Raw genomic sequence first — 21,069 nt, forward strand, 5'->3', positions numbered from 1 at the left:
ATATTATTCTCCTGCAGCTTCTTCAGATGTTTCTTCTGCAGCTTTTTTAGTTGTTTTTTTAGCAGCAGCTTTTTTAGCTGGCTTTGCTCCGTCAAATCCTGTGATTGAAGTAATCTGGATTTGAGTTAATTGTTGTCTGTGACCGTTTTTAACCTGGTAACCTTTTCTTCTTTTCTTTTTGAAAACGATTACTTTATCAGCCTGAACATGATCAATAATCTCCGCTTCTACAGCGATTCCTTCTACAGCTGGGGCGCCCACAGTGATTGCTCCGTTAACAGTTAAAAGAACTTTGTCAAAAGAAACTTTGTTTCCTTTATCTCCTTTCAAACGGTTAACATACAATTTTTGGTCTTGCTCAACTTTGTATTGAAGCCCTGCTATCTCTACGATTGCAAACATTGTATATATTTTTTATAATTATTCGAGGTGCAAAGATATTTATTTTTTTGCAATTAGCAATATGTTTATCAACATTTTTTGCACACAAAATCAATTAGTTCAGTTTCTTATCTACTATTCTGTGGAAATAATCCTGCAGGAATGCTTTACACTGCAGCTCTAATTGGTTCATCTCTGCATTTCGCTGACCGATAAGATTGTTTTTCAATCCTTTATCATTCTTGTCGTAAAATCCTAAAGTTTTATGTCCGTCGAAAACGCAAATATAATTTCCGGAAGCATAACGGTATGTATTATCCATATAGTTTACAGTAAAAGGCAACTGGTTTTTATCACCGAATAAACTTACCCCCCAGCTTCGGAAAGGTTTCTGATAGCCAATCATGTCCAGGACTGTCGGATAGATATCTATCTGCTGCGCCCATTCGTCATTTACACCTTGCAAACTTCCGTCCGGTTTATAAATAATAATAGGTACTGCCTGCTTGTTCAGACCTTCCTGATATTCCTTATAGTAACTCTGATTATCGTGGTCAGCTGTCAGAATAAAAATAGTGTTCTTATACCACGGCTCTTTTGACGCAGATTCAAAGAACTTTTTCAATGCATAATCTGTATAACCAACAACCTGGTGCATCTGTACTTTACCCATCGGGAACTTTCCTTTAAATTTAGCCGGCACCTGGAACGGTTCATGGGAAGTTACAGAGAATACTGTCGACATAAAAGGGCCTTTTTTCTGAGTAAGCGTCTTGTTCATATATTGAAAAAAAGGCTCGTCCCAGATCCCCCAGACTCCATCGAAATCTGCATCGTTATTATATTCTGTTTTGCCATAATAATGCTTGAAGCCCAGAATATTTCCAAAGCCTAAGAATCCCATAGATCCGTTTGGAGCTCCGTGAAAAAAAGAAGTATCATAGCCTTCACCATTTAAAACAGAAACTAAAGACTGTATAGTCTGATTAGGATAAGGAGAAGATGTAAATGCATCTTTAAACGACGGAATGCCAGACAGAACAGAGGACATCCCGTGAATAGATTTATAACCATTGGCATAAGCGTTGGTGAAAATCATACTTTTCTGTGATAAAGAATCTAAGAATGGTGTATAGCTTACATAATCCTTAATGCCACTATTTTTATTAAAGGCACCAATATATTCCCGTGAATAACTTTCCAGAATAAAGATGACAATATTGGGTTTGGAAGGAGCATTATTCTCATACTGCTTTACAGGGTGAGCCAATTTATCCGCCTCTTCCTGTGGCATAAAGGTGAGTTTCTTGAAAGATGTTGTGCCAATTGTTCTGATGATACAAAATGGCGTATTAAGAACCACATTGGCTTGTACATATTTATCTACAAATTTATTGGCATCTACCAGATTAATAGGTCTTGTACTCTTTTTAAAGTCACCCCGTATTCCGCCAACAGCCAAAACAGTGATTATACAAACTCCAATAACAGATGTTAGCACATACATTCCTTTCTGTTCGTATTTTTTCTCCTTTACCTTAACTCTTGTATAGAGGAAAATCCATAAAAATGCACAAACAAAATATAATAAGAATACGTACCAATAGTTTTTAAGAAAATCAGCAAACAGTTTTCCTTTATTCGACTCATGCTGAATACTTTCCAATATGTTAACTGCACTTCTGCTGAAAGTAAATTTATAATAAATAAAATCTACAAAATTGAAAGATATTGCTACAAGGTTACATACAAAGTAAAGAATCATCAGGAACTTCTGATACCCCTTCCTGGTGTTGACAAATAATGGTAAAATTGAGAACAGAATAAACAGCGCATTGGTATATAAAATTGCTGTAGTATCGAATGCTATCCCATGAAAACAGAGCTTTAGCAGCTCTCCGACCGAATCAATTTTTAAAAGATTCCAGTTGAAAACAGCGAACAAAACTCTGGTTACAAAATAAAAGAAGTAGGCTAAAAATAAGCGATATGCTAAAGCCAGATATTCATTTTTTCTAAAATTCCTGATCATTTTTAGTAAATAGAGAATGACAAAATTAGCAAATAATTCATACTGAAAAGCATGGCACTCTTTTTTAAAAGATAAAACTTGGTTATCTTTTCCAACCTTTTGAAAAGAACCGGAGTCTTTATCAATAGAAACCACCAAAATGAACGAGGAAATTCTACAACAATGTATCGGTAACGATCGTATCGCACAGCGAAAGCTGTATGATGCCTACTATCCGAAGCTGCATTTTGTTTGCAAAAGATACCTGAAGTCTCAGGAAGACATAGAAGAAGTTTTGGCTGATGCCTTCTTCAGTATCTTTTCCAAATTGTCACAGCTAAAGGAAATTTTAGCATTTGATGCCTGGGCAAGAAGGATTACAGTCAATCAATGCCTCAGTTTTCTGCGCAAAAAAGAGCTGGCCTCCATCTCTATTGATGAGTTTGAACTCAATATACCGGATCCCGTTATACAGGATTTCCCGTATAATGAAGAAGAATTGTTACGCTTAATGGATACCCTTCCCACGGGAAGCAAGACCATTTTCAACCTGTATGCTATTGAAGGCTATTCTCATAAAGAGATTGCTGAGCAATTGGGAATAAGTGAGGGAACCTCCAAATCTCAACTAAACTTTGCAAAAAACAAGCTACAGAAATTGGTACATCAGTTTTACTTTTCAAAAACCAACTAAAATGAACCCAAGAGATCCACTTAACGATATATTTAAAAAGTTAGACCATTCGGAATCTAACGACCTTTCTTCTAAAGAAAAGATATGGGCTATGCTGGAAAACAAGCTGGACCAGCCTGCTAAAAAAGAGACAAAAGAGTTTTCACTCAATCGGAAATGGCTTGCCGCTGCCGCAGTGATACTGTTTGCAGGAATTACATATCTGTTTGTAAAACCTACAGATAAACAAACGCCGATAATGGCTAAGACTGAATCTGTAAACGTAGCAGATTCTCCTGTTGAAACACCTATCCCTCCACAAAAAATTGTACAAAATGATATTACAACGAGCCAGGTAGAAAAAATAAAAGAAGAGAAAAAGAAACTAAATGCTCCTAAAGATATTATTGCATATCAGGAACCTGCTAAAGTGGAAACTTATTATGCGGCACCCTCTCTTGGAATAAGCCCTTCTGCCAGCTATGCTCCACCCCCGCCAGCAAGTACCGTAGCCGGAAAAAATGTAGAAGCTCCGCGTATGCAAGATGAAAGAAGAATGGCGAGAAAATTAAGTAATGCTGATGGGAATATAATTAAAGAAGTTACACTTGTTGGATTTAAAGCTCAAAAAAAACAAATTACAGTAGCAAGAGAAGAAACTGTTGTTTCACCTGCAATGGGAATTAAGAGATCTTCGGTTAATACAGACATGAACAATGTTGTTATCAGAGGAGTATCTACTCCTTCACAAGCCAACGAACCTTTATATGTAATGAACGGTGAAGTTGTAAATAATAATTATTTAAAAGTTCTGTCTCCCAACAATATTGAGTCTATAAATGTACTGAAAGGTGAAAAGGCGACTGCATTATATGGTACAAAAGCAGCAAATGGTGTAATTGTTATCACAACTAAAGATTTATCTAAACGAGAACTGAGAAAAATAAAGCGTAAAGCAAGAAAATTAGAAAAAGAAAATCCAATAATTACTCTTCCTCAACCGAAAATTGAAGTTTCAAAAGAGGAATATCCAGAATTTACAGAAAATAGTTTTGAGAGCCCTGCAACAGCTCCTCTTTCAACTTTTTCCGTTGATGTAGACAAAGCCGCTTATTCTAATATAAGAAGAATGATTAATTATGGACAGACTGTGCCCAAAGATGCTGTAAGAATTGAAGAAATGATTAATTATTTCCCTTATAATTATTCTCAGCCAACGGACCAGCACCCTTTTTCTATCAGTACAGAGTACAGTATTGCACCGTGGAATCCTAAGCATAAGCTTTTGAAAATAGGTTTACAGGGCAAAAATTTAGACCTGAGTAAGGCTCCGAAATCTAATCTGGTTTTTCTGGTGGATGTTTCAGGCTCAATGGATCAGGAAAATAAATTACCTCTGCTAAAAAAATCATTAGCTCTGATGACTGAAAAGCTTTCCTCTGAGGACAAAGTAAGCTTGGTAGCCTACGCTGGTTCAGCAGGGCTTGTTTTGCCAGCTACTCCCGGAAGTGATAAGAAAAAGATTCTTGAAGCTATCGACAGGCTGTCTGCTGGCGGAAGTACCGCTGGAGGTGCCGGAATTCAGCTGGCTTATAAAATAGCAAGAGAAAACCTCATTAAAAACGGAAATAACAGAGTAGTAATAGCTACTGATGGAGATTTTAATGTGGGGGTTTCTTCCAGAAAAGATCTTACAAGTCTTATTGAAGAAGAAAGAAAATCTGGCGTTTTCTTAACCTGCCTGGGATTTGGTATGGGCAATTTTAAAGATACGACACTGGAAACCCTTGCAAAAGTAGGAAATGGAAACTATGCATATATAGATAATCTGCAGGAAGCTAATAAATTTCTGGTAAAGGAATTTGCAGGGACGATGTATACAATAGCTAAGGATGTAAAAATCCAGATAGAATTCAACCCACAAAATATACAGGCATACAGACTGATTGGATATGAAAACAGATTGCTTAAAGACGAAGACTTTGTGAATGATGCTATAGATGCCGGAGAAATTGGTGCAGGACATCAGGTTACTGCTCTCTACGAAATTATACCTACAGGCACAGAAGATGAATTTTCTCCTAAAAATATAAATCTGAAATACTCCAAAAAAACGGAAACTGGAAACAGTTTCGGAAAAGAATTGGCAACCATAAAATTCCGATATAAAAAGCCTGACGGAGACAAAAGTATTGAGATCATTAAAAATATTGACAATAAAAATGTTACTCTAAGCAATACTTCCGATGACTTCAGGTTTGCTGCTGATGTTGCATGGTTTGGAATGAAATTACGCGATTCCCAATATCTCAAAGATAAAGAAACAAAAAGCATCTTAAATCTCGGAAAATCAGCTATAAAATATGATCCGGACGGCTACCGGAATGAATTTCTAAAACTTGTAGAATTAGTTAAATAATGCTGCAGCCGCTTAAAAAGTTTTAAGCGGCTGTTTTATTTTCTATTTTTGAAAAAAGAAATTCATGAAGCGAGATCTCTATATTGACTTTGCCAAAGGACTGGCTACACTTAGTATTATTTTTATTCATACTGCATTCTGGTCCGGCCAATTTTATATTCCAAGTGAATTCAGAGTATTAAGTCTTCTGATAGATGTTCCTATTTTCTTTGCTTTAAGCGGAATTACATCTTCAGGAAATATAGAGAAAACTCTTTACCGTCTGCTGAAACTACAGATCACGTATATGATCTTTGTAACTGGATTATTTTTTGCGGACTGGATCTTCAAAGTAAGTGTTATTACCTTTTGGGATATAGAAACGCTAAAAAGCTTCTACTCTACATTTGGAGGGAAGTATATTCCTCAGAACCCCTCGGCTGCTATCGACTGGGCTCAATTAGGCAACTGGTATCTGCATAGTTACACCAACTGCGACACCTTCCCTGTGGTTATGGGTAGCTTCTGGTATCTTAAGGTGTATTATATTGTTACCATTTTAGGAGTCTTAATTCTCCGTTTCTTCAAGCAGCATATTTCATGGTTTATTGCTCTTTGTGTAGCCCTTACTCTTATTTTCAATATTGATCCAAACAACTATCCTTCCGGACAAGTTGGTTATGTTGTATATTATTTAGGTATATTCCTTATAGGATTTCAGTTAAAAGGAAAAACTATAAAAAAAGCTTACATTCCTGTTTTATATGTATTAGCAGCGATAAGTATTATTACAATAGGTTACATCTACGGACCAGATATTTATTATAAAATCAACAAACAGAAATTCCCGCCACAGGTACCTTATATCGTATGGTCTTTGTTATCACTGATTACTGTTTTTGTTTTGTACAACCGATTAAAAATTACAAAAGATACCTTCATCAATAATATTGGCCGGAATGCCATATTCTTCTATTTTGCACAGGGCATCAGCTCTTCTTTGGTATACTTCATAGTTGTTCCGCTAAAAGGTAATATCCATTGGGCAGTACTGATGGTTTTGATATATGTAATCAATGTTATTTTAGCAATTCTTATTGCAGAAGTATTGAAAAAAGCGGATGCTTTAGGCTGGAAAATTCTGGAAAAATTGAGAAAATTAACTGCTAGAAGTGTTTAGATGCCTGTAATAGAATTAAAAACCCATATAAATGCTGATATTCAGATAGTCTTTGACCTATCAAGAAGTATTGACCTGCATACTATTTCTACAGCTAACACTAATGAAAAGGCTATTGCCGGAGTCACTTCTGGGTTAATAAACAATGGAGAAACAGTTACATGGCAAGCAACACATTTTGGGATCAGACAAACTCTGACATCAAAAATAACAGCATTAGATCCACCTTTTCATTTTCGGGATGAAATGTTAAAAGGAGCTTTTAAATATATCAAACACGATCATTATTTCGAAAAAAAAGATACCGGGACTATAATGACTGATATTTTCAGGTTTGATTCTCCTTTAGGTATCTTGGGAATGCTATTTAATAAGCTGATTTTAACCAATTATCTAAAGCAATTTTTACTGAGCAGGAATCAGATTATAAAAGATTTTGCAGAGAGTGATGAGTGGAAAAAGGTCTTAAAGTAGACCTATTCAAATCTTTTTACAACCGCATTTTGGAAAGTATATCTTGGTGTCTCAATAATGTCTCCAGGCCTGATGTTAAACCATGGATTTCCATTTACGGAAAGAATATGAATAGTCTGTGCCGGAGTAAAACCTTCTATCAATGCATATTTTTTATTTTCCCCATCAGAAATTTTGTCAGCTATCATTACCGTATGCCCCGGACTTCCGGGAGTTATAATCAAGTCCCCAATGTTTAGCTCTGTAGTACTCTTGCTATCTTTAAGTTCTTTGGAGAGTGAAATTGTACCTGCATAGTTGTATATAATATCCAGATACTGTCGGAAATCCGAATAAGAGCCCAAAGCATTCTCGGACGCTCTTTTTATGAATTTCACATTATTCCCGTTAATCAAAGGCCGCATTCCTTCTGCATAACTTTTCCACGAAAAGTGATCTCCACTGGTAAAATTAAAACCTATTTCGTTGTATCTTTTTTGGCTAAAAAGATACTCAGCCCGGAGCCTTATTAAAGCATCTGCACATTGCTGCAAATCTTTTTCTCCAACATCATACGTCAGAGTTCCAACATGATGTGTTTGATCCGATATTTTTGTTCCGTCATACTTCAGGATCGGGCTGCCATATTTTTCCAATGCCTGATTCTGAATAAAATGCTCCCATGTATTTTGATTTGTTATTTCCCGGGTAAAGCCCTTCGGAACCAGAAGTCTTCCTTTCAGGGTATTGGATTTTTCATCAACAAAACGCACCTGAACTTCAGAATTATTCTTTGCGGGTACTTTTGCCGATAGGTTTTCATTCTTCTGGCAGGAAGAAAGTATTGCAAAGGCTCCTAATAAAAATACTGTTTTCATAGAACTCATTTTATCAAATATAACTGATTTCATCCTCCAAATTCTTAATTTTGTGAAAAATTATAATTCATGTTCAGGCTAAAATTACCAACCGATCCACGCTGGGCAAACATTGCTGAAGGTAACCTCGGAGAAATATTAACCGACCATGCATGGTGCGAGCAGAAGGCTGCAACCAATGCCATTACTCTTATCACTATGCTTCCGGAGTATCCGGAAATAGTAACAGAACTATTGGCTATTGCTCAGGAAGAGCTGGATCATTTCAATCAGGTACATGAAATTATCAAACAAAGGGGTTATACATTAGGCAGATCCCGCAAGGACGATTATGTAAATGATCTTTTCAAATTTATTGTTCAGGGAAGCCGTGAGGAGCTTATTATAGACAAAATGTTATTCGCTGCAATGATTGAAGCACGAAGTTGCGAGCGTTTCAAAGTATTGACAGAAAATATAAAAGATGAGGAACTAAAAGTTTTTTATAACGATTTAATGATTTCTGAGGCCAATCATTACACAACTTTCATTAAATTCGCAAGACAATTGGGTGATCCTGAAAAAGTAAACCAACGCTGGGAAGAATGGCTTGAATATGAAGCCAAAATTATCCAGTCTTACGGAAAAAAAGAAACCATCCACGGCTAATTAATGGAAAAAAGAGGAATCAATTATTATATCGGTTTATGCTTCAGATCACTGCTCCAGGGTTTAGTGATTCTTGGACCTATTGGAGCCACCATTGGGCTGATCTGGTATCTTGTTTCCTCTATCGATAATATTATCCCTTCCATTTCCGAGAGATTCCCCGGACTTGTATTTATTTCTGTTATTGTTATCACCGCACTTGTTGGTTTTATAGGTACCAAGTTTTTATTAGGCCGTATCCTAGTAGATGCTATGGATAATTTGCTGGAACATACACCCGGGATTAAATACATCTATTCTTCACTAAAGGATGTAATGAGCTCATTTGTAGGCGATAAAAAGAAATTCAGTAATCCGGTATGGGTGAAGACCAACAATAATCCGGAAGTATGGCGTATTGGTTTCCTTACGCAACACGATTTATCACCTGTAGGTTTGAGCGGAAAAATTGCCGTTTACCTTCCCCATTCATATGCAATTTCCGGATGGGTAATCCTTACCGAACCCGATAATGTCCGGGAAGTTGAAGGAATGAATTCAGTAGAAGCCATGAAATTTGCTGTTAGTGGTGGCGTTTCGGGTTTCCATTCTGATGAAAATATATTTAAGGCACCGGAATGATGCTTTAGAGAATTGTGAGTCTGTTGTTTTTTGTATAAGTATTACAAAAGCAACATTTTGCCTTCCATAGTATTTGAAAGGTTTCGTTTACAATTTCTAAAATTCTTTTCAATCTTAAATATTATCAACATGAAACTTCCTTATGCTGAACCTTATCGTATAAAAATGACAGAAGAAATCCACCAATCTGCTCCTGAGGAGAGAGCAGAATGGATTAAAAACAGTCATTATAACTTATTTAACCTAAAAAGCTCACAGGTTTTTATAGACCTATTAACCGATAGTGGCACCGGCGCTATGTCTGACAAGCAATGGGCAGCCCTTATGACTGGAGATGAAAGCTATGCAGGTTCACGTTCTTTTGAGCAACTTTATAATACCGTTAATAAACTTACCGGATTCAAACATCTTTTGCCAACTCACCAAGGGCGTGCTGCAGAAAATGTTCTTTTTTCTGTTTTAGTAAAAGAAGGCAATATTATTCCGGGAAACTCACACTTCGATACCACCAAGGGGCATATTGAATTTCGTAAAGCCCACGCAATAGACTGTACAATTGACGAAGCTTTTGACATTAATAACCTTTATCCTTTCAAAGGGAATATTGATCTCAATAAACTGGAAAAAGTTTATCAGGAATATGGTAAGGAAAAAATCCCGTTTTGTCTTATTACTATTACCTGTAATTCATCAGGAGGCCAACCTGTTTCTATGGAAAACATAAAAGCTGTTCGGGAATTGTCCAATCAATATGGTATTCCGGTATTCTTTGACTCAGCAAGATTCGCAGAAAACGCTTATTTTATTAAAAAAAGAGAAGCAGCATATCAAGATAAAAGCATTAAAGAAATTGTAAGAGAATTGTATTCTTATGGGGATGGAATGACCATGTCTTCCAAAAAAGACGGTTTGGTAAATATCGGTGGGTTTATTGCCCTTAATAATGATGAAGTATTTCAGAAAGCCTCAAATTTCACAATTATTTATGAAGGCTTTATTACTTATGGAGGAATGGCTGGCCGTGATATGGCTGCTCTTGCTCAGGGATTGGATGAAGCAACGGAGTTTACATATCTTGAAAGCAGAATTTCACAGATTGAATATCTTGGAAACAAACTCATTGAATATGGAATTCCTATTCAGAGGCCAATTGGTGGACATGCTGTTTTTATAGACGCTCTTACCTTCCTGCCAAATGTTCCGAGAGCGGAGTTTCCTGCACAAACTCTAGCTATAGAATTGTATAAAGAAGCTGGTATCCGTGGTGTAGAAATAGGAATCTTATTAGCTGACAGAGACCCCGAAACCAGAGAAAATCGCTATCCAAAAATGGAACTCCTTAGACTGGCAATTCCAAGAAAGACATATACCAACAATCACATGGATTATATTGCCGCTGCTCTGAAAAATGTTTTTGAGCGAAAGAATGAGATTACAAAAGGTTATAAAATTACTTGGGAACCGGACATTCTAAGGCACTTTACCGTTCACCTTACCGAAGCATAATATTTAAAACTCATCCTGAAAAGATGAGTTTTTTTATTTTTCATTTGGAATATTAAAAATAAATTCTACATTTGTAGAGCAACTAAAAATTAAAACAATGTCGAAGATAAAATTAACTGAAGCTGAGCAATTTATAATGGAGGTCATCTGGTCTAAAGAAAAAGCTTTTATGAAAGATATTATGGAGGCCTATGATGATCCTAAGCCAGCCAGTACAACTTTAGCTACCGTACTAAAACGTATGCAGGACAAAAATCTGGTAGGATATGAAACAGTTGGAAACTCACGACAATATTATTCTCTGGTGAAAAAAGAACAATACTTTAGTGGAGAAATGCAAAGCATGATGAAAAAATTCTTCAACAACTCTGTATCTCAGTTTGCATCTTACTTTACAGCGAATGCTAAACTTAGTCAAAAGCAGTTAAAAGAACTGCGTGATATGATAGATCTGGAAATAGAAAAAAAACAAAAAGATGGATAGCTCCAAAATTATTCTGCTTTTAGGAATTTCATTCCTATGCTGGCTTATTTATAAGTCGGTACTGGCAGATCATAAATTATTTGTATTCAACAGATTCTTTCTTTTAGGAACTGTCGTTATCAGTCTTGCTATACCATTTATACAAATTGATATTGCCCGAGAAAATAATCCGGTTACCCGAACTGTAAACCTTTACTATATTCAGGAAGTCATTATTGGTAAAGCTCCACAACCGTCATTCAACTGGTATAAGATTGTTGCTTATGGCTATATTGTAATAACCGTATTTTTTATTATTCGCTTTATACTGGGCATACTTCAAATTGCTCACAGGATTTATAAAAACAAAAAGAAAACGGTCGATAATATCCATTATATACTACTCGACAATAAGCAAATTCCATATTGTTTTCTCAATTATATATTTGTCCCTGGCGAAGATTTTCTTCACAAAAACATCGAATCTGAAATATTACAGCATGAGCAGGCTCATCTTTTTCAGAAGCATACATTAGACATTATGTTTATTCAGCTGGTTTTGGCTTTTGCATGGTTCAATCCTTTTTTCTGGCTTATTAAACAATCTATTACTGCCAATCATGAATTTCTGGCAGACGAACATACACTTCGTTTATCTAAAGATATACAGCATTACCGCAAATTGATTATATCAAAAACAATGGCGCCATATCATAACCAGTTTGCAAGTAATTTTAATTTTTTACTCACTAAAAAACGTTTCATTATGATGACAAAGCAAACATCCAAAAACAAAGTACGCTTTTTAAAAATATCCGGCGCTACTTTATTGATAGCCGCTACTGCATTTGGAATAAGTATGAATGCAAAAGAAAAAGAGTATGTAACAAGTTCACTTACGGCTAAACTAGATCAAATTTCAGACGCTACTCTGGCGTTAACCTCTGCAAAGTCCGATACCACAAAACAGGAACGAAAAGCTATTATTTCAAAAAAAATAGAGGAACTTAACGCAAATACAGCTACAAAACGGGAAGAAATTATTAAGAAGTACAATAAGTCCGGGGAATTAAAAAATTCAGATTTCCCTCCCGCTCCACCTGTACCTCCAACCCCTCCAGCGGCACCGCCTGCACCACCAACTCCACCAGACCCTATGGCAAAATTAATTCCCATAAGTCCCTCAGAAAAAGTAGACAGGGAAGCAACATTCTCTGAAGGTATTGAAAGTTTCCGTAATTTGTTCGTTCAGACTTTTGACAACAGCAAAGTTGATGGCAAAGGGACCCTTAAATCCACAGCATCATATATTATAGATCAGAACGGAGATGTAAAAGATATAGTTACAACAGGTTCTAACGAAAGCCTCAATGCAGAAATAAAAAGAACTATTGCAACAATTGTTGCAAAGAAAAAATGGATTCCTGCTCAGCTAAATGGCAAAAATGTAGTTTCACGTTACCACTTTCCTATAACCATGAATTTTGAAGGCACTAAAAAGTTATAGAAAATTTAATTCAACAAAAGCTCTGGCCTTCCCAGAGCTTTTGCTTCTTAAATATATTAACAGACCTATTGTGCAGACTACAGAAACTTATGTAATATTCTTCCCTATTTCGTATTTTTGTAAGGAATACCTGTCTCATGAATTTCCAGATACAATCAGAATACAAGCCTACAGGCGACCAGCCACAGGCAATTGAAAAGCTTTCAAAAGGTCTTTTATTAGGCGAAAAATACCAAACCTTATTAGGGGTTACCGGTTCCGGTAAAACCTTTACAATTGCCAATGTTGTACAGGAAATACAAAAACCAACATTGGTACTGGCACATAACAAGACTCTGGCGGCTCAGCTTTTCATGGAATTCAAAGAGTTTTTTCCGGACAATGCTGTAGAGTATTTTGTAAGTTACTATGACTACTATCAGCCAGAAGCATTTATTCCTACTACTAATACTTATATTGAAAAAGATCTTAGTATTAATGAGGAAGTAGAAAAACTGCGTCTTTCTGCAACAGCTTCATTGCTTTCCGGAAGAAGAGATGTACTGATTGTTGCGTCCGTTTCATGTATTTACGGTATTGGTAACCCTACAGAATTCCATAAATCGGTAATTTCCTTAGATGTAGAAGTCCCGATATCCAGAACCAAACTATTACATACACTGGTAAGCTCTTTATACTCCAGAAGTGTAAACGAATTCATTCGGGGGACATTCCGGGTAAAAGGAGATGTTATCGATGTCTATCCCGCTTATGCAGATAGCGCTATCCGTATTCAGTTCTTTGGAGATCAAATCGAAAAAATTCAGAGTTTTGATCCTGTTTCCGGAAATGTAACTTCAAACTTCGATAAAATTAATATCTACCCTGCCAATTTGTTTGTAACATCTCCTGAAACAATGCAGAATGCTATTAAGGAAATTCAGGATGACCTGGTAAAACAAGTTGATTTTTTCCAGGAAATCGGAAAACCTTATGAAGCGAAAAGACTGGAGGAGCGAACAGAGCTTGACCTGGAAATGATAAAAGAATTAGGCTATTGTTCCGGAATAGAAAACTATTCCCGATATATGGACGGAAGAGAAGCAGGATCCAGATCTTTCTGCCTTTTAGATTATTTCCCGGAAGATTATCTGATGGTAATCGATGAAAGCCACGTTACAGTACCACAGGTGCACGCGATGTATGGTGGTGACAGAAGCCGGAAAGAAGTTTTGGTAGAGCACGGTTTCCGTCTTCCGGCTGCAATGGATAATCGTCCATTAAAATTTGAAGAGTTCGAGATGCTACAGAATCAGGTAATCTATGTAAGCGCTACTCCTGCAGATTATGAACTGCAAAAAACAGGTGGTGAATATGTGGAGCAGATTATTCGTCCCACAGGTTTATTAGATCCTGTTATCGAGATAAGACCTACTCAGAATCAAATTGATGATTTAATTGAAGAAATTCAGAAGAGAACTGAAGAGGATGAACGTGTACTGGTGACAACACTGACAAAAAAAATGGCAGAAGAGCTAACCAAATACTTTACACGTTTTGGGATCCGTACACGCTACATACACTCTGATGTGGAAACCCTGGAAAGAATACAGATCATGCAGGATCTCCGTGCCGGATTATTTGATGTTCTAGTAGGTGTCAACCTTCTTAGAGAAGGATTAGACCTTCCTGAAGTTTCGTTAGTGGCAATTTTAGATGCTGATAAAGAGGGAATGTTACGTTCCAGAAGATCTCTAATACAGACGATTGGTCGTGCAGCCCGTAACCTTAACGGGAAAGCGATTATGTATGCGGATAAAATCACCAAAAGCATGCAGGCAGCTATTGATGAAACCAGCTACCGTCGGGAAAAGCAGATGAATTATAACAAGGAACATGGTCAAGAACCACAGGCACTTAACAAAAAGATTAGTGAATCTCTGGTAAGACGTAATCCAGACTTCCCGGATCAAAAATATATTCAGAAAGAAATATTACAGAAAGTTGCTGAAGTACAGGCCAATTATTCATCCGATGAGATTGAAAAAATTATTTCTAAAAAACAAAAAGAAATGGAACTTGCAGCTAAGAACTTAGACTTTATTGCTGCAGCAAAACTACGTGATGAAATAGCAGCTTTAAAAGGCTCATAAATAAAAATAAAACCTGCCAAATGGTAGGTTTTATCATTTCTGTACTTGTCGTTTGATTTCTGTCAGAAGATATTCAAGTCCGTTTAATTTTATCTCATATATTGTAGAAAGCATCATTCCCAGCTTTCCAGGAGGCATCCCCTCTCGCTGAAACCATTCCAGATAGCTTACAGGAAGGTCTGCGATAATTTTATCTTTATATTTTCCAAACGGCATTTTTTGGGTTACAATATCTTTTAAGATTTCCGGATTCATTTATTATTCGATTTTATCATTCATCTTTTTCTAAGAGTAACTCGTCATCGGGAGGACTCATTTTTCTGCCTAGAAACTCATCTTTATATACCTGCATTAGCAATATCGTTACCGAAACCAGAATAGGTCCGAAAATAAGCCCTAAAAAGCCAAATATATTCATCCCTGCTATAATTCCGAACACAGTATTTAGTGGGTGTATATCTTCAAGCTTTTTCAGCAGCGTAAATCTCAGCAAATTATCAGTAAGCCCTACAACAACCAAACAGTATATTGCTAATCCTATACCTGCTCCTGTTTGCCCTTCTGCAATCATAAATATACAAATAGGCACATATACAATTGCTGCTCCTACAATAGGAATCATGGAGGTCACAAATGTAAGTGCAAACAATAATACCGGACTGGGTGCTCCAAAGATAATATAGCCAATAAGTCCGGCTATCCCCTGTCCCAATGCAACTACAGGAATACCTATAGCATTTGCAATTACCATTTTGCGAATCTTCTCTCCTAATAAGAAGTTATTAGATTTTTTGAATGGTGCTGCACTTTCCAAGAGACTCTCAAATTTCCGTGGAGAAATCAGCATAAAATACAAAACAAAATACATGGAAGCAATAACTGTTAATGCATTGAATGTTGTGTTCAGCAATGATGTGGAAAGCCTCCCGGCTGTATCTTTCAGTTTATTTATATTCTCTTTACTCAGCAGGTCAATGCCTACTTCTTTAAAAACAAAGTCATGAATTTTATCAATAAAAACATTGAACTTTTGCATATAAGCCTGAGCATTCCCAAGCTTATCTATAAGAACATCTATAATGAGGTAAACAGGAAGAATCAGAATTAGTAGTGTTGCAACAATAATTACTATAGCCGCCAAAGAAGGTTTCCATTTCTTCTCTTCAATCAGATATAATAAGTATTTCCTTGAGATAATATACAATGTAATTGCCCCCAAAAGAGAGGGGATAAACATTGATAAATTATAACATATAAGCCCTGCCAATATGATAATAATACCGATAAGGGCAATCTGCTTGATTGCTACTTCGCTAATAGGTTTACCCTGTTTTATTTGCATTCAGAATTATGTTGTATGAGTCAATTGTTTTGGTACTCCGTTGTAAGCTATATAAGCAGAATACATGCTTGCATAGTAGAATGATGCTGTTGCAATAACTCCGACACAACAAGCAACAATTCCAAGGACAGATATAATATAGGTTACTAAATTTAGCAGTATAAATGCCCCGTAATTATTTTTCACAATTTCAAATGATTTTTTAATTGCATCAATAGCACCTTTATTTTCAAAGAATAAAATCGGATAACCTAAGAAAAAGAAAGGCATAATAAAAATCGTAGGGATATAATACAGATAATTATTACAAATTCCGGATATGATTGTAACGATTAAGCTAAACAGCATAATGTTCACTGTATTCTGTTTGTACCCAATAAACAAATCTGAAAAATCCAGTGATTGTGCTGAATTCTTTTTATGCATCATATAAATAATTCCAACAATAAGAGGAGAAGCAAGAATGAAGAATAGAAAAGAACCTCCCATCCACCACATAATAGGACCACTGCTATACATTTCTTCATAGATTCTAGAATTTAGCCCAGGTCCTGCTGTCCGGCTCATTTCAACAATTTCAGACCATCCACCAGTAATAAGAGCAAGCAAACAAGAAATGGCAATCAGCAATACCGTCAATACTATAGCATATCCTATAATCCCTTTATAAAGGTTAAAAGCATGGGATAATATATCACCGAAATCTCTCTGCGGTTGTTTTGCAGAGCTATCAAATTCTTCAAATTCAGACATAATAAATTAAGATTTGTTGTTTATACCAAATATATTAACTTATTATGAGTTATGGGTAAGTTGAAGTAAAATTAATGGCTCTCAGGAAAGATCTTTTGATAATAAGCATATAAAACAGCATTCCAGAACGGAAATGTTAATAGTATACCAATTCCGCACAATGCAGCTCCAATATAGCTTCCAAATACTGCCAGCAATAATGCCATCAAGCAGCCAACAATATTTTTTCCAACCGCCTGAAAGCTTAGCTTAAGCGATTCCTGAATATTCAGATTATTAAAAAACATTAAAGGCCCAACGAACAAGGTTAGTAAAACCCAGACAGGAGCCAGGAATAAAGTCATTTTAGAGATGTAATAAATACCTCCCCAGAATAAGGCATAGCCGATATATTTAAAGAAACTACTTCCTTCGAAGCCAACAAATAAATCTCCAACAGAGATTTCTTCGGCTTTATCCATTTTCCGGTAAATATTAAAAAGTCCCAGATTCAGGGGAAACAGAAGTGCTGTAATAACAACTATCCACAGTGTAACATATCTGAAGTTTTCGGAAGCAATAATTTCCATATACTTTTCCCTTGCAAGAACCTGATCTGTATTAAAGTATGCTGAAAGATCATGTATTTGTTCCATTACACCATAATAACTGAATAAAAAGAACGTTAATCCTAAATAAACGGCAAAATAACAGATAGAAAACAAAACCTGAAACATGATCGTTTTACTCCAGTATTCAAAAGCTTTTACGGGGATTTCAGAAAAGGAAATTACTTCTCTCGGCTGCATCATTAAATTTTGCGCAAAATTACACATCTTCTTCCGTACTTTTGCATCATGAAAGCAATAAATGCGAAAGAATTTTCTGAAATGGATAAACTTTCCGAAAAAGGAGAGCCTTTTATTTTTATTATTGATTTTTTAAAGCAAAATATTCTGCTTTTTACAGAGGATGAACTGAATAAAAAAACCGATATCTTGATTCATTTTCAGAATTACAGAAACTATACTCCAGAAACCTCTCTAAACAAAAAAATACATCTGCAGTCCTTCCCGGAAACATTTGAATCCTATAAAAAAGGGTTCGATCTTGTTATGGAAAATCTGCAATTCGGTAATTCTTACCTGATTAATTACACCCGAAAAACAAAAATAGAAACCAATCTTACACTCCGGGATATTTTCTACCACTCCGAGGCTAAATATAAAATCTGTTATAAGAACGATTGGGTATTCTTCTCGCCCGAAGTTTTTATAAAAATTGAAAATCAGAGGATTTCTACATTTCCAATGAAAGGAACTATTGATGCTGACATTTCGAATGCAGAAAATATTCTGAAAAATGACCCGAAAGAAAAAGCAGAACACTACACAGTTGTGGATTTACTTCGTAATGATCTGAGTATGGTGGCCGATGATGTAAAATTAGTTGATTTCCAAAGAATTGACTATCTTAAGACTCTGAAAAAGAATCTTTATACCATGAGTTCGGAAATAGAAGGAATTATAAAGCCTTCTTTTCAGAACAAAATTGGCAGTATCATGCAAAAATTGCTTCCTGCTGGCTCCATTCTCGGAGCTCCGAAGGATAAAACACAAGAAGTAATATTAAAAAGTGAAAGCTATGACAGAGGATTTTATACTGGTGTCTGCGGCTATTTTGATGGTAAAGATCTGGATTCTGGTGTTATGATTCGTTTTATAGAAAATGAGGGTAGCCAGTTTTATTTTAAAAGTGGCGGCGGAATTACGCATCAAAGTGATGCTTATGCAGAATATCAGGAAATGATTAACAAAATATATGTTCCGGTTTATTGAAACTATACGCGTAGAGGATTCTCAGATTTTCTTGCTTGATCTTCATCAGGAAAGGATGGATCGTGTATTTTCCCATTATGGAAAAGAAAATCCTTACATGCTTAAAGAGTATTTTCTACAACAAAATCATGATGAGCATGGCCTTTACAAGTGGCGCATCATATATGATCTTAATGGCGGTATACACTGCCAAATGATACCTTATGCTGTTGAGATTCATAATAATTTTGAGCTGATTAACGGAAATCATTTAGAATATTCATTTAAATATGAAAACAGAGATGAGATCAATAAACTAAAAGCTTCTGCATCTGCAGAAGCCGTTATATTTTATCAAAACGGAATGATAACCGATACCTCATATTCTAATCTTATTTTCAAAAAAGATAATGAGTGGTACACCCCTGAAACTTTTTTACTTAATGGTGTTATGCGTCAGCATTTATTAAAATCCGGAAAGATAAAAACCTTAGAAATAGGTTTAGAAAACATTAAAGAGTTTTCTCATTTTCAAATGATTAACGCTATGATTCCGTTCAACACTCAGGAATATCCTATTGCATTGATTCAGAATCTTTTTAGTATCAAAACTTTAGAAATTTAAAGTAGTCTTTCTGTACATCAGCATTATCTTCGCTTCTGGTATTTATTTCCAAAATTTTAGGCTGTACACTTGGCTTAAAGAAGTTTTCCAACGATCTGTGGAATTCATCTTTTGTTTCGATCTGGAAGTAGTCGAACTTAAAGTGTTTTGCAAGATTAGAAGCATTCATTTTATGACTTGTTGCAATATACTCTCCTATTGCGTTTGTATCTCCCGGTCCTGGAATAATACGGAAAATATTACCTTCACCGTTATTTACAATAATGATTCTTGTATAAGGTGGAATGTATTTGTTCCACAAACCATTGATATCATATAAGAAGCTTAGGTCTCCGGTAATAAGAACAGCAGGATTATCATTCATCATGGCAAACCCCATAGTTGTAGAAGTACAGCCATCTATACCACTTGTTCCTCTGTTACAGTAAACTTCATGTTTTTCAGAGAAGTTAAATAACAAAGTATAACGAATTGCCGAGCTGTTGGATACATGTACACTATAATTTTCCGGAATACTCTCTGCAAGATCCCTGAATACCATAAAATCTGAGAAAGGTACTTGTTGTGAATACTCATCATGTCTGGCATCTTTTTTATCTCTTCTGGCATCCCACAGGTTATAATAAGCCTGAGGTTCAAGATTGACTTTCTTTACCAATTGTGTAAAAAATGCTTCATGATCCGAATAAATCTTTTCTGTCAGTGCAAAATAAGTATCAGGCTGCCAATAAGGGTCTACATGCCAATGACGTGCAGGATTAGCTTTTCTGAGGAAAAGCTTTACTTTTTTGGATACTACATTTTGTCCGACTGTAATTAATAAATCAGGAGCATATTTCTTAAAATCCTCTTCTGTAAAGTCAAAAATATAGCGGTCTATATGATTGAAAAACTTGGAATGATACTGATTAGAAGTACTCTCTGTAAGGACAACTGCAGAATGATTCTTCACCAACTGTTCTAACAGTACATTAAGTTCCGGAGACGGATCCAATGTTCCTAGCAAAATCAATATTCTTTTGCTGGTATTCCATTCAGCAATAACATTTGAAGAGATCTCGTATGTGTTTTCCTGGATATGCTTTTCTATTTCCGGCATAGGCATCAGCTCTGTTACCATTTCATATAATGGTTCCATAAGAGGAATATTGATATGGACAGGGCCTTGCTTTTCCAGACAAAGCTCAACAGCTTTTTTTACTGTTTCAAAATTGTATTCGTCTGCATCTGTTTCCTGATCTTCTTTCATCTGGAAATCTCCGTATGAATGTTGATGGAAAAGATCCTTCTGGCGAATCGTCTGTCCATCGAAAATATCTACATAATTTTCTGGTCTGTCTGCAGTCAGAATCAATAATGGTATATTCTGATAAAATGCTTCTACAATTGCCGGATAATAATTAGTTGCAGCAGACCCGCTGGTACATGAAACCGCTACCGGTTTATGCAAACTTTTAGCCATTCCCATTGCTACAAATGCTGCAGATCTTTCGTCTACAATGCTGTAACAGTGGAAATCATCTTCTGAAAAATGAATAGTAATAGGCGCATTCCTGGAGCCCGGAGACAATACAATATGATTAATCCCGTATTGTTTCAGGATATGTGCTAAAATCTGAATACTGCGTTTAGAGGAATACTGCTTCATGAAATTAATTTGGATAAAAACCAGAATACAAAACTAAAGAAAAAGGCTAAGCCT

20 protein-coding genes are annotated in these 21,069 nt (G+C 35.9%); 12 read left to right on the forward strand and 8 right to left on the reverse strand.

Annotated elements, in window-relative coordinates; all coding sequences use genetic code 11:
- Window positions 1-3 precede the first annotated feature (3 nt).
- Together rplU and BAZ10_RS10900 are read right to left on the reverse strand one after the other, a co-directional pair.
- Window positions 4-402 carry a 50S ribosomal protein L21 gene (rplU, locus tag BAZ10_RS10895; protein WP_045182615.1) on the reverse strand — a complete coding sequence of 133 codons (399 nt, stop codon included), beginning with the start codon at window positions 400-402 and terminating at the stop codon, window positions 4-6.
- 94 nt (window positions 403-496) lie between these two features.
- Complete coding sequence (locus BAZ10_RS10900) at window positions 497-2,413, reverse strand: LTA synthase family protein (RefSeq protein ID WP_078772473.1); 1,917 nt, start codon at window positions 2,411-2,413, stop codon at window positions 497-499.
- A 139-nt stretch (window positions 2,414-2,552) separates the two neighbouring features.
- Here BAZ10_RS10900 and BAZ10_RS10905 point away from each other — a divergent pair, with 139 nt between their 5' ends.
- The 4 genes from BAZ10_RS10905 to BAZ10_RS10920 all read left to right on the forward strand — a co-directional run bounded on the left by BAZ10_RS10905 (window position 2,553) and on the right by BAZ10_RS10920 (window position 7,117).
- Window positions 2,553-3,086, forward strand: a complete 534-nt coding sequence (locus BAZ10_RS10905) for an RNA polymerase sigma factor (RefSeq protein ID WP_078772076.1) — start codon at window positions 2,553-2,555, stop codon at window positions 3,084-3,086.
- A 1-nt stretch (window position 3,087) separates the two neighbouring features.
- Window positions 3,088-5,484 carry a vWA domain-containing protein gene (locus BAZ10_RS10910; RefSeq protein WP_078772077.1) on the forward strand — a complete coding sequence of 799 codons (2,397 nt, stop codon included), beginning with the start codon at window positions 3,088-3,090 and terminating at the stop codon, window positions 5,482-5,484.
- Between the two features lie 64 nt (window positions 5,485-5,548).
- Window positions 5,549-6,643 (forward strand): acyltransferase family protein, encoded by a 1,095-nt coding sequence (locus tag BAZ10_RS10915; protein ID WP_078772078.1) that lies wholly within the window; start codon window positions 5,549-5,551, stop codon window positions 6,641-6,643.
- The gene (locus tag BAZ10_RS10920) at window positions 6,644-7,117 is read left to right on the forward strand and encodes an SRPBCC family protein (RefSeq protein ID WP_078772079.1); all 474 of its coding nucleotides are present in this window, start codon (window positions 6,644-6,646) and stop codon (window positions 7,115-7,117) included. It begins immediately after the preceding gene.
- Between the two features lie 2 nt (window positions 7,118-7,119).
- On the opposite strand, the gene BAZ10_RS10925 is transcribed toward BAZ10_RS10920, so the two are convergent.
- Window positions 7,120-7,974: a DUF4846 domain-containing protein gene (locus BAZ10_RS10925; protein WP_245803801.1), complete on the reverse strand. Its 855-nt coding sequence runs from the start codon at window positions 7,972-7,974 to the stop codon at window positions 7,120-7,122.
- Between the two features lie 69 nt (window positions 7,975-8,043).
- On the opposite strand from BAZ10_RS10925, the gene miaE reads away from it, so the two are divergent.
- From miaE to uvrB, 6 genes are all read left to right on the forward strand, one after another.
- Window positions 8,044-8,622: a tRNA-(ms[2]io[6]A)-hydroxylase gene (miaE, locus tag BAZ10_RS10930; protein ID WP_078772081.1), complete on the forward strand. Its 579-nt coding sequence runs from the start codon at window positions 8,044-8,046 to the stop codon at window positions 8,620-8,622.
- 3 nt (window positions 8,623-8,625) lie between these two features.
- Window positions 8,626-9,243 (forward strand): DUF502 domain-containing protein, encoded by a 618-nt coding sequence (locus BAZ10_RS10935; protein ID WP_047034502.1) that lies wholly within the window; start codon window positions 8,626-8,628, stop codon window positions 9,241-9,243.
- Window positions 9,244-9,372: 129 nt separating this feature from the next.
- Window positions 9,373-10,749: a tryptophanase gene (locus BAZ10_RS10940; protein WP_078772082.1), complete on the forward strand. Its 1,377-nt coding sequence runs from the start codon at window positions 9,373-9,375 to the stop codon at window positions 10,747-10,749.
- 97 nt (window positions 10,750-10,846) lie between these two features.
- Window positions 10,847-11,233 carry a BlaI/MecI/CopY family transcriptional regulator gene (locus tag BAZ10_RS10945; protein ID WP_078772083.1) on the forward strand — a complete coding sequence of 129 codons (387 nt, stop codon included), beginning with the start codon at window positions 10,847-10,849 and terminating at the stop codon, window positions 11,231-11,233.
- Window positions 11,226-12,719 (forward strand): M56 family metallopeptidase, encoded by a 1,494-nt coding sequence (locus BAZ10_RS10950; protein ID WP_078772084.1) that lies wholly within the window; start codon window positions 11,226-11,228, stop codon window positions 12,717-12,719. The genes BAZ10_RS10945 and BAZ10_RS10950 overlap by 8 nt, the downstream gene beginning before the upstream one ends.
- 137 nt (window positions 12,720-12,856) lie before the next feature.
- Window positions 12,857-14,851, forward strand: coding sequence for an excinuclease ABC subunit UvrB (uvrB, locus tag BAZ10_RS10955; protein WP_078772085.1), 1,995 nt, complete (start codon window positions 12,857-12,859; stop codon window positions 14,849-14,851).
- Window positions 14,852-14,884: 33 nt separating this feature from the next.
- Here the strand turns inward: uvrB and BAZ10_RS10960 are convergent, their stop codons facing one another.
- From BAZ10_RS10960 to BAZ10_RS10975, 4 genes are all read right to left on the reverse strand, one after another.
- Window positions 14,885-15,106: a DUF3820 family protein gene (locus tag BAZ10_RS10960; RefSeq protein WP_059156177.1), complete on the reverse strand. Its 222-nt coding sequence runs from the start codon at window positions 15,104-15,106 to the stop codon at window positions 14,885-14,887.
- Window positions 15,107-15,122: 16 nt separating this feature from the next.
- On the reverse strand, window positions 15,123-16,193 hold the full coding sequence (locus BAZ10_RS10965) for an AI-2E family transporter (protein ID WP_059322853.1): 1,071 nt from the start codon (window positions 16,191-16,193) through the stop codon (window positions 15,123-15,125).
- 6 nt (window positions 16,194-16,199) lie between these two features.
- A complete protein-coding gene (locus BAZ10_RS10970) occupies window positions 16,200-16,946 on the reverse strand; it encodes a hypothetical protein (protein ID WP_078772086.1) in 747 nt (248 codons plus the stop codon).
- A 71-nt stretch (window positions 16,947-17,017) separates the two neighbouring features.
- The gene (locus tag BAZ10_RS10975; RefSeq protein WP_245803802.1) at window positions 17,018-17,737 is read right to left on the reverse strand and encodes a hypothetical protein; all 720 of its coding nucleotides are present in this window, start codon (window positions 17,735-17,737) and stop codon (window positions 17,018-17,020) included.
- Window positions 17,738-17,782: 45 nt separating this feature from the next.
- Here BAZ10_RS10975 and BAZ10_RS10980 point away from each other — a divergent pair, with 45 nt between their 5' ends.
- Window positions 17,783-18,763 carry an aminodeoxychorismate synthase component I gene (locus tag BAZ10_RS10980; RefSeq protein WP_078772088.1) on the forward strand — a complete coding sequence of 327 codons (981 nt, stop codon included), beginning with the start codon at window positions 17,783-17,785 and terminating at the stop codon, window positions 18,761-18,763.
- Window positions 18,747-19,367 carry an aminotransferase class IV gene (locus tag BAZ10_RS10985; protein WP_078772089.1) on the forward strand — a complete coding sequence of 207 codons (621 nt, stop codon included), beginning with the start codon at window positions 18,747-18,749 and terminating at the stop codon, window positions 19,365-19,367. The genes BAZ10_RS10980 and BAZ10_RS10985 overlap by 17 nt, the downstream gene beginning before the upstream one ends.
- On the opposite strand, the gene menD is transcribed toward BAZ10_RS10985, so the two are convergent.
- On the reverse strand, window positions 19,348-21,015 hold the full coding sequence (menD, locus tag BAZ10_RS10990) for a 2-succinyl-5-enolpyruvyl-6-hydroxy-3-cyclohexene-1-carboxylic-acid synthase (RefSeq protein WP_078772090.1): 1,668 nt from the start codon (window positions 21,013-21,015) through the stop codon (window positions 19,348-19,350). The genes BAZ10_RS10985 and menD overlap by 20 nt on opposite strands.
- Between the last annotated feature and the right edge of the window lie 54 nt (window positions 21,016-21,069).

It is taken from the genome of Elizabethkingia occulta (genome assembly GCF_002023715.1).
In the GTDB taxonomy this organism is placed as follows: Bacteria; Bacteroidota; Bacteroidia; order Flavobacteriales; family Weeksellaceae; genus Elizabethkingia; species Elizabethkingia occulta.

What these genes read in the sequence shown, in the direction of transcription:
- rplU (WP_045182615.1), bottom strand. Translation starts at nt 402, where the DNA reads ATGTTTGCAATCGTAGAGATAGCAGGGCTTCAATACAAAGTTGAGCAA.
- BAZ10_RS10900 (WP_078772473.1), bottom strand. Translation starts at nt 2,413, where the DNA reads ATGATCAGGAATTTTAGAAAAAATGAATATCTGGCTTTAGCATATCGC.
- BAZ10_RS10905 (WP_078772076.1), top strand. Translation starts at nt 2,553, where the DNA reads ATGAACGAGGAAATTCTACAACAATGTATCGGTAACGATCGTATCGCA.
- BAZ10_RS10910 (WP_078772077.1), top strand. Translation starts at nt 3,088, where the DNA reads ATGAACCCAAGAGATCCACTTAACGATATATTTAAAAAGTTAGACCAT.
- BAZ10_RS10915 (WP_078772078.1), top strand. Translation starts at nt 5,549, where the DNA reads ATGAAGCGAGATCTCTATATTGACTTTGCCAAAGGACTGGCTACACTT.
- BAZ10_RS10920 (WP_078772079.1), top strand. Translation starts at nt 6,644, where the DNA reads ATGCCTGTAATAGAATTAAAAACCCATATAAATGCTGATATTCAGATA.
- BAZ10_RS10925 (WP_245803801.1), bottom strand. Translation starts at nt 7,974, where the DNA reads ATGAAAACAGTATTTTTATTAGGAGCCTTTGCAATACTTTCTTCCTGC.
- miaE (WP_078772081.1), top strand. Translation starts at nt 8,044, where the DNA reads ATGTTCAGGCTAAAATTACCAACCGATCCACGCTGGGCAAACATTGCT.
- BAZ10_RS10935 (WP_047034502.1), top strand. Translation starts at nt 8,626, where the DNA reads ATGGAAAAAAGAGGAATCAATTATTATATCGGTTTATGCTTCAGATCA.
- BAZ10_RS10940 (WP_078772082.1), top strand. Translation starts at nt 9,373, where the DNA reads ATGAAACTTCCTTATGCTGAACCTTATCGTATAAAAATGACAGAAGAA.
- BAZ10_RS10945 (WP_078772083.1), top strand. Translation starts at nt 10,847, where the DNA reads ATGTCGAAGATAAAATTAACTGAAGCTGAGCAATTTATAATGGAGGTC.
- BAZ10_RS10950 (WP_078772084.1), top strand. Translation starts at nt 11,226, where the DNA reads ATGGATAGCTCCAAAATTATTCTGCTTTTAGGAATTTCATTCCTATGC.
- uvrB (WP_078772085.1), top strand. Translation starts at nt 12,857, where the DNA reads ATGAATTTCCAGATACAATCAGAATACAAGCCTACAGGCGACCAGCCA.
- BAZ10_RS10960 (WP_059156177.1), bottom strand. Translation starts at nt 15,106, where the DNA reads ATGAATCCGGAAATCTTAAAAGATATTGTAACCCAAAAAATGCCGTTT.
- BAZ10_RS10965 (WP_059322853.1), bottom strand. Translation starts at nt 16,193, where the DNA reads ATGCAAATAAAACAGGGTAAACCTATTAGCGAAGTAGCAATCAAGCAG.
- BAZ10_RS10970 (WP_078772086.1), bottom strand. Translation starts at nt 16,946, where the DNA reads ATGTCTGAATTTGAAGAATTTGATAGCTCTGCAAAACAACCGCAGAGA.
- BAZ10_RS10975 (WP_245803802.1), bottom strand. Translation starts at nt 17,737, where the DNA reads ATGATGCAGCCGAGAGAAGTAATTTCCTTTTCTGAAATCCCCGTAAAA.
- BAZ10_RS10980 (WP_078772088.1), top strand. Translation starts at nt 17,783, where the DNA reads ATGAAAGCAATAAATGCGAAAGAATTTTCTGAAATGGATAAACTTTCC.
- BAZ10_RS10985 (WP_078772089.1), top strand. Translation starts at nt 18,747, where the DNA reads ATGTTCCGGTTTATTGAAACTATACGCGTAGAGGATTCTCAGATTTTC.
- menD (WP_078772090.1), bottom strand. Translation starts at nt 21,015, where the DNA reads ATGAAGCAGTATTCCTCTAAACGCAGTATTCAGATTTTAGCACATATC.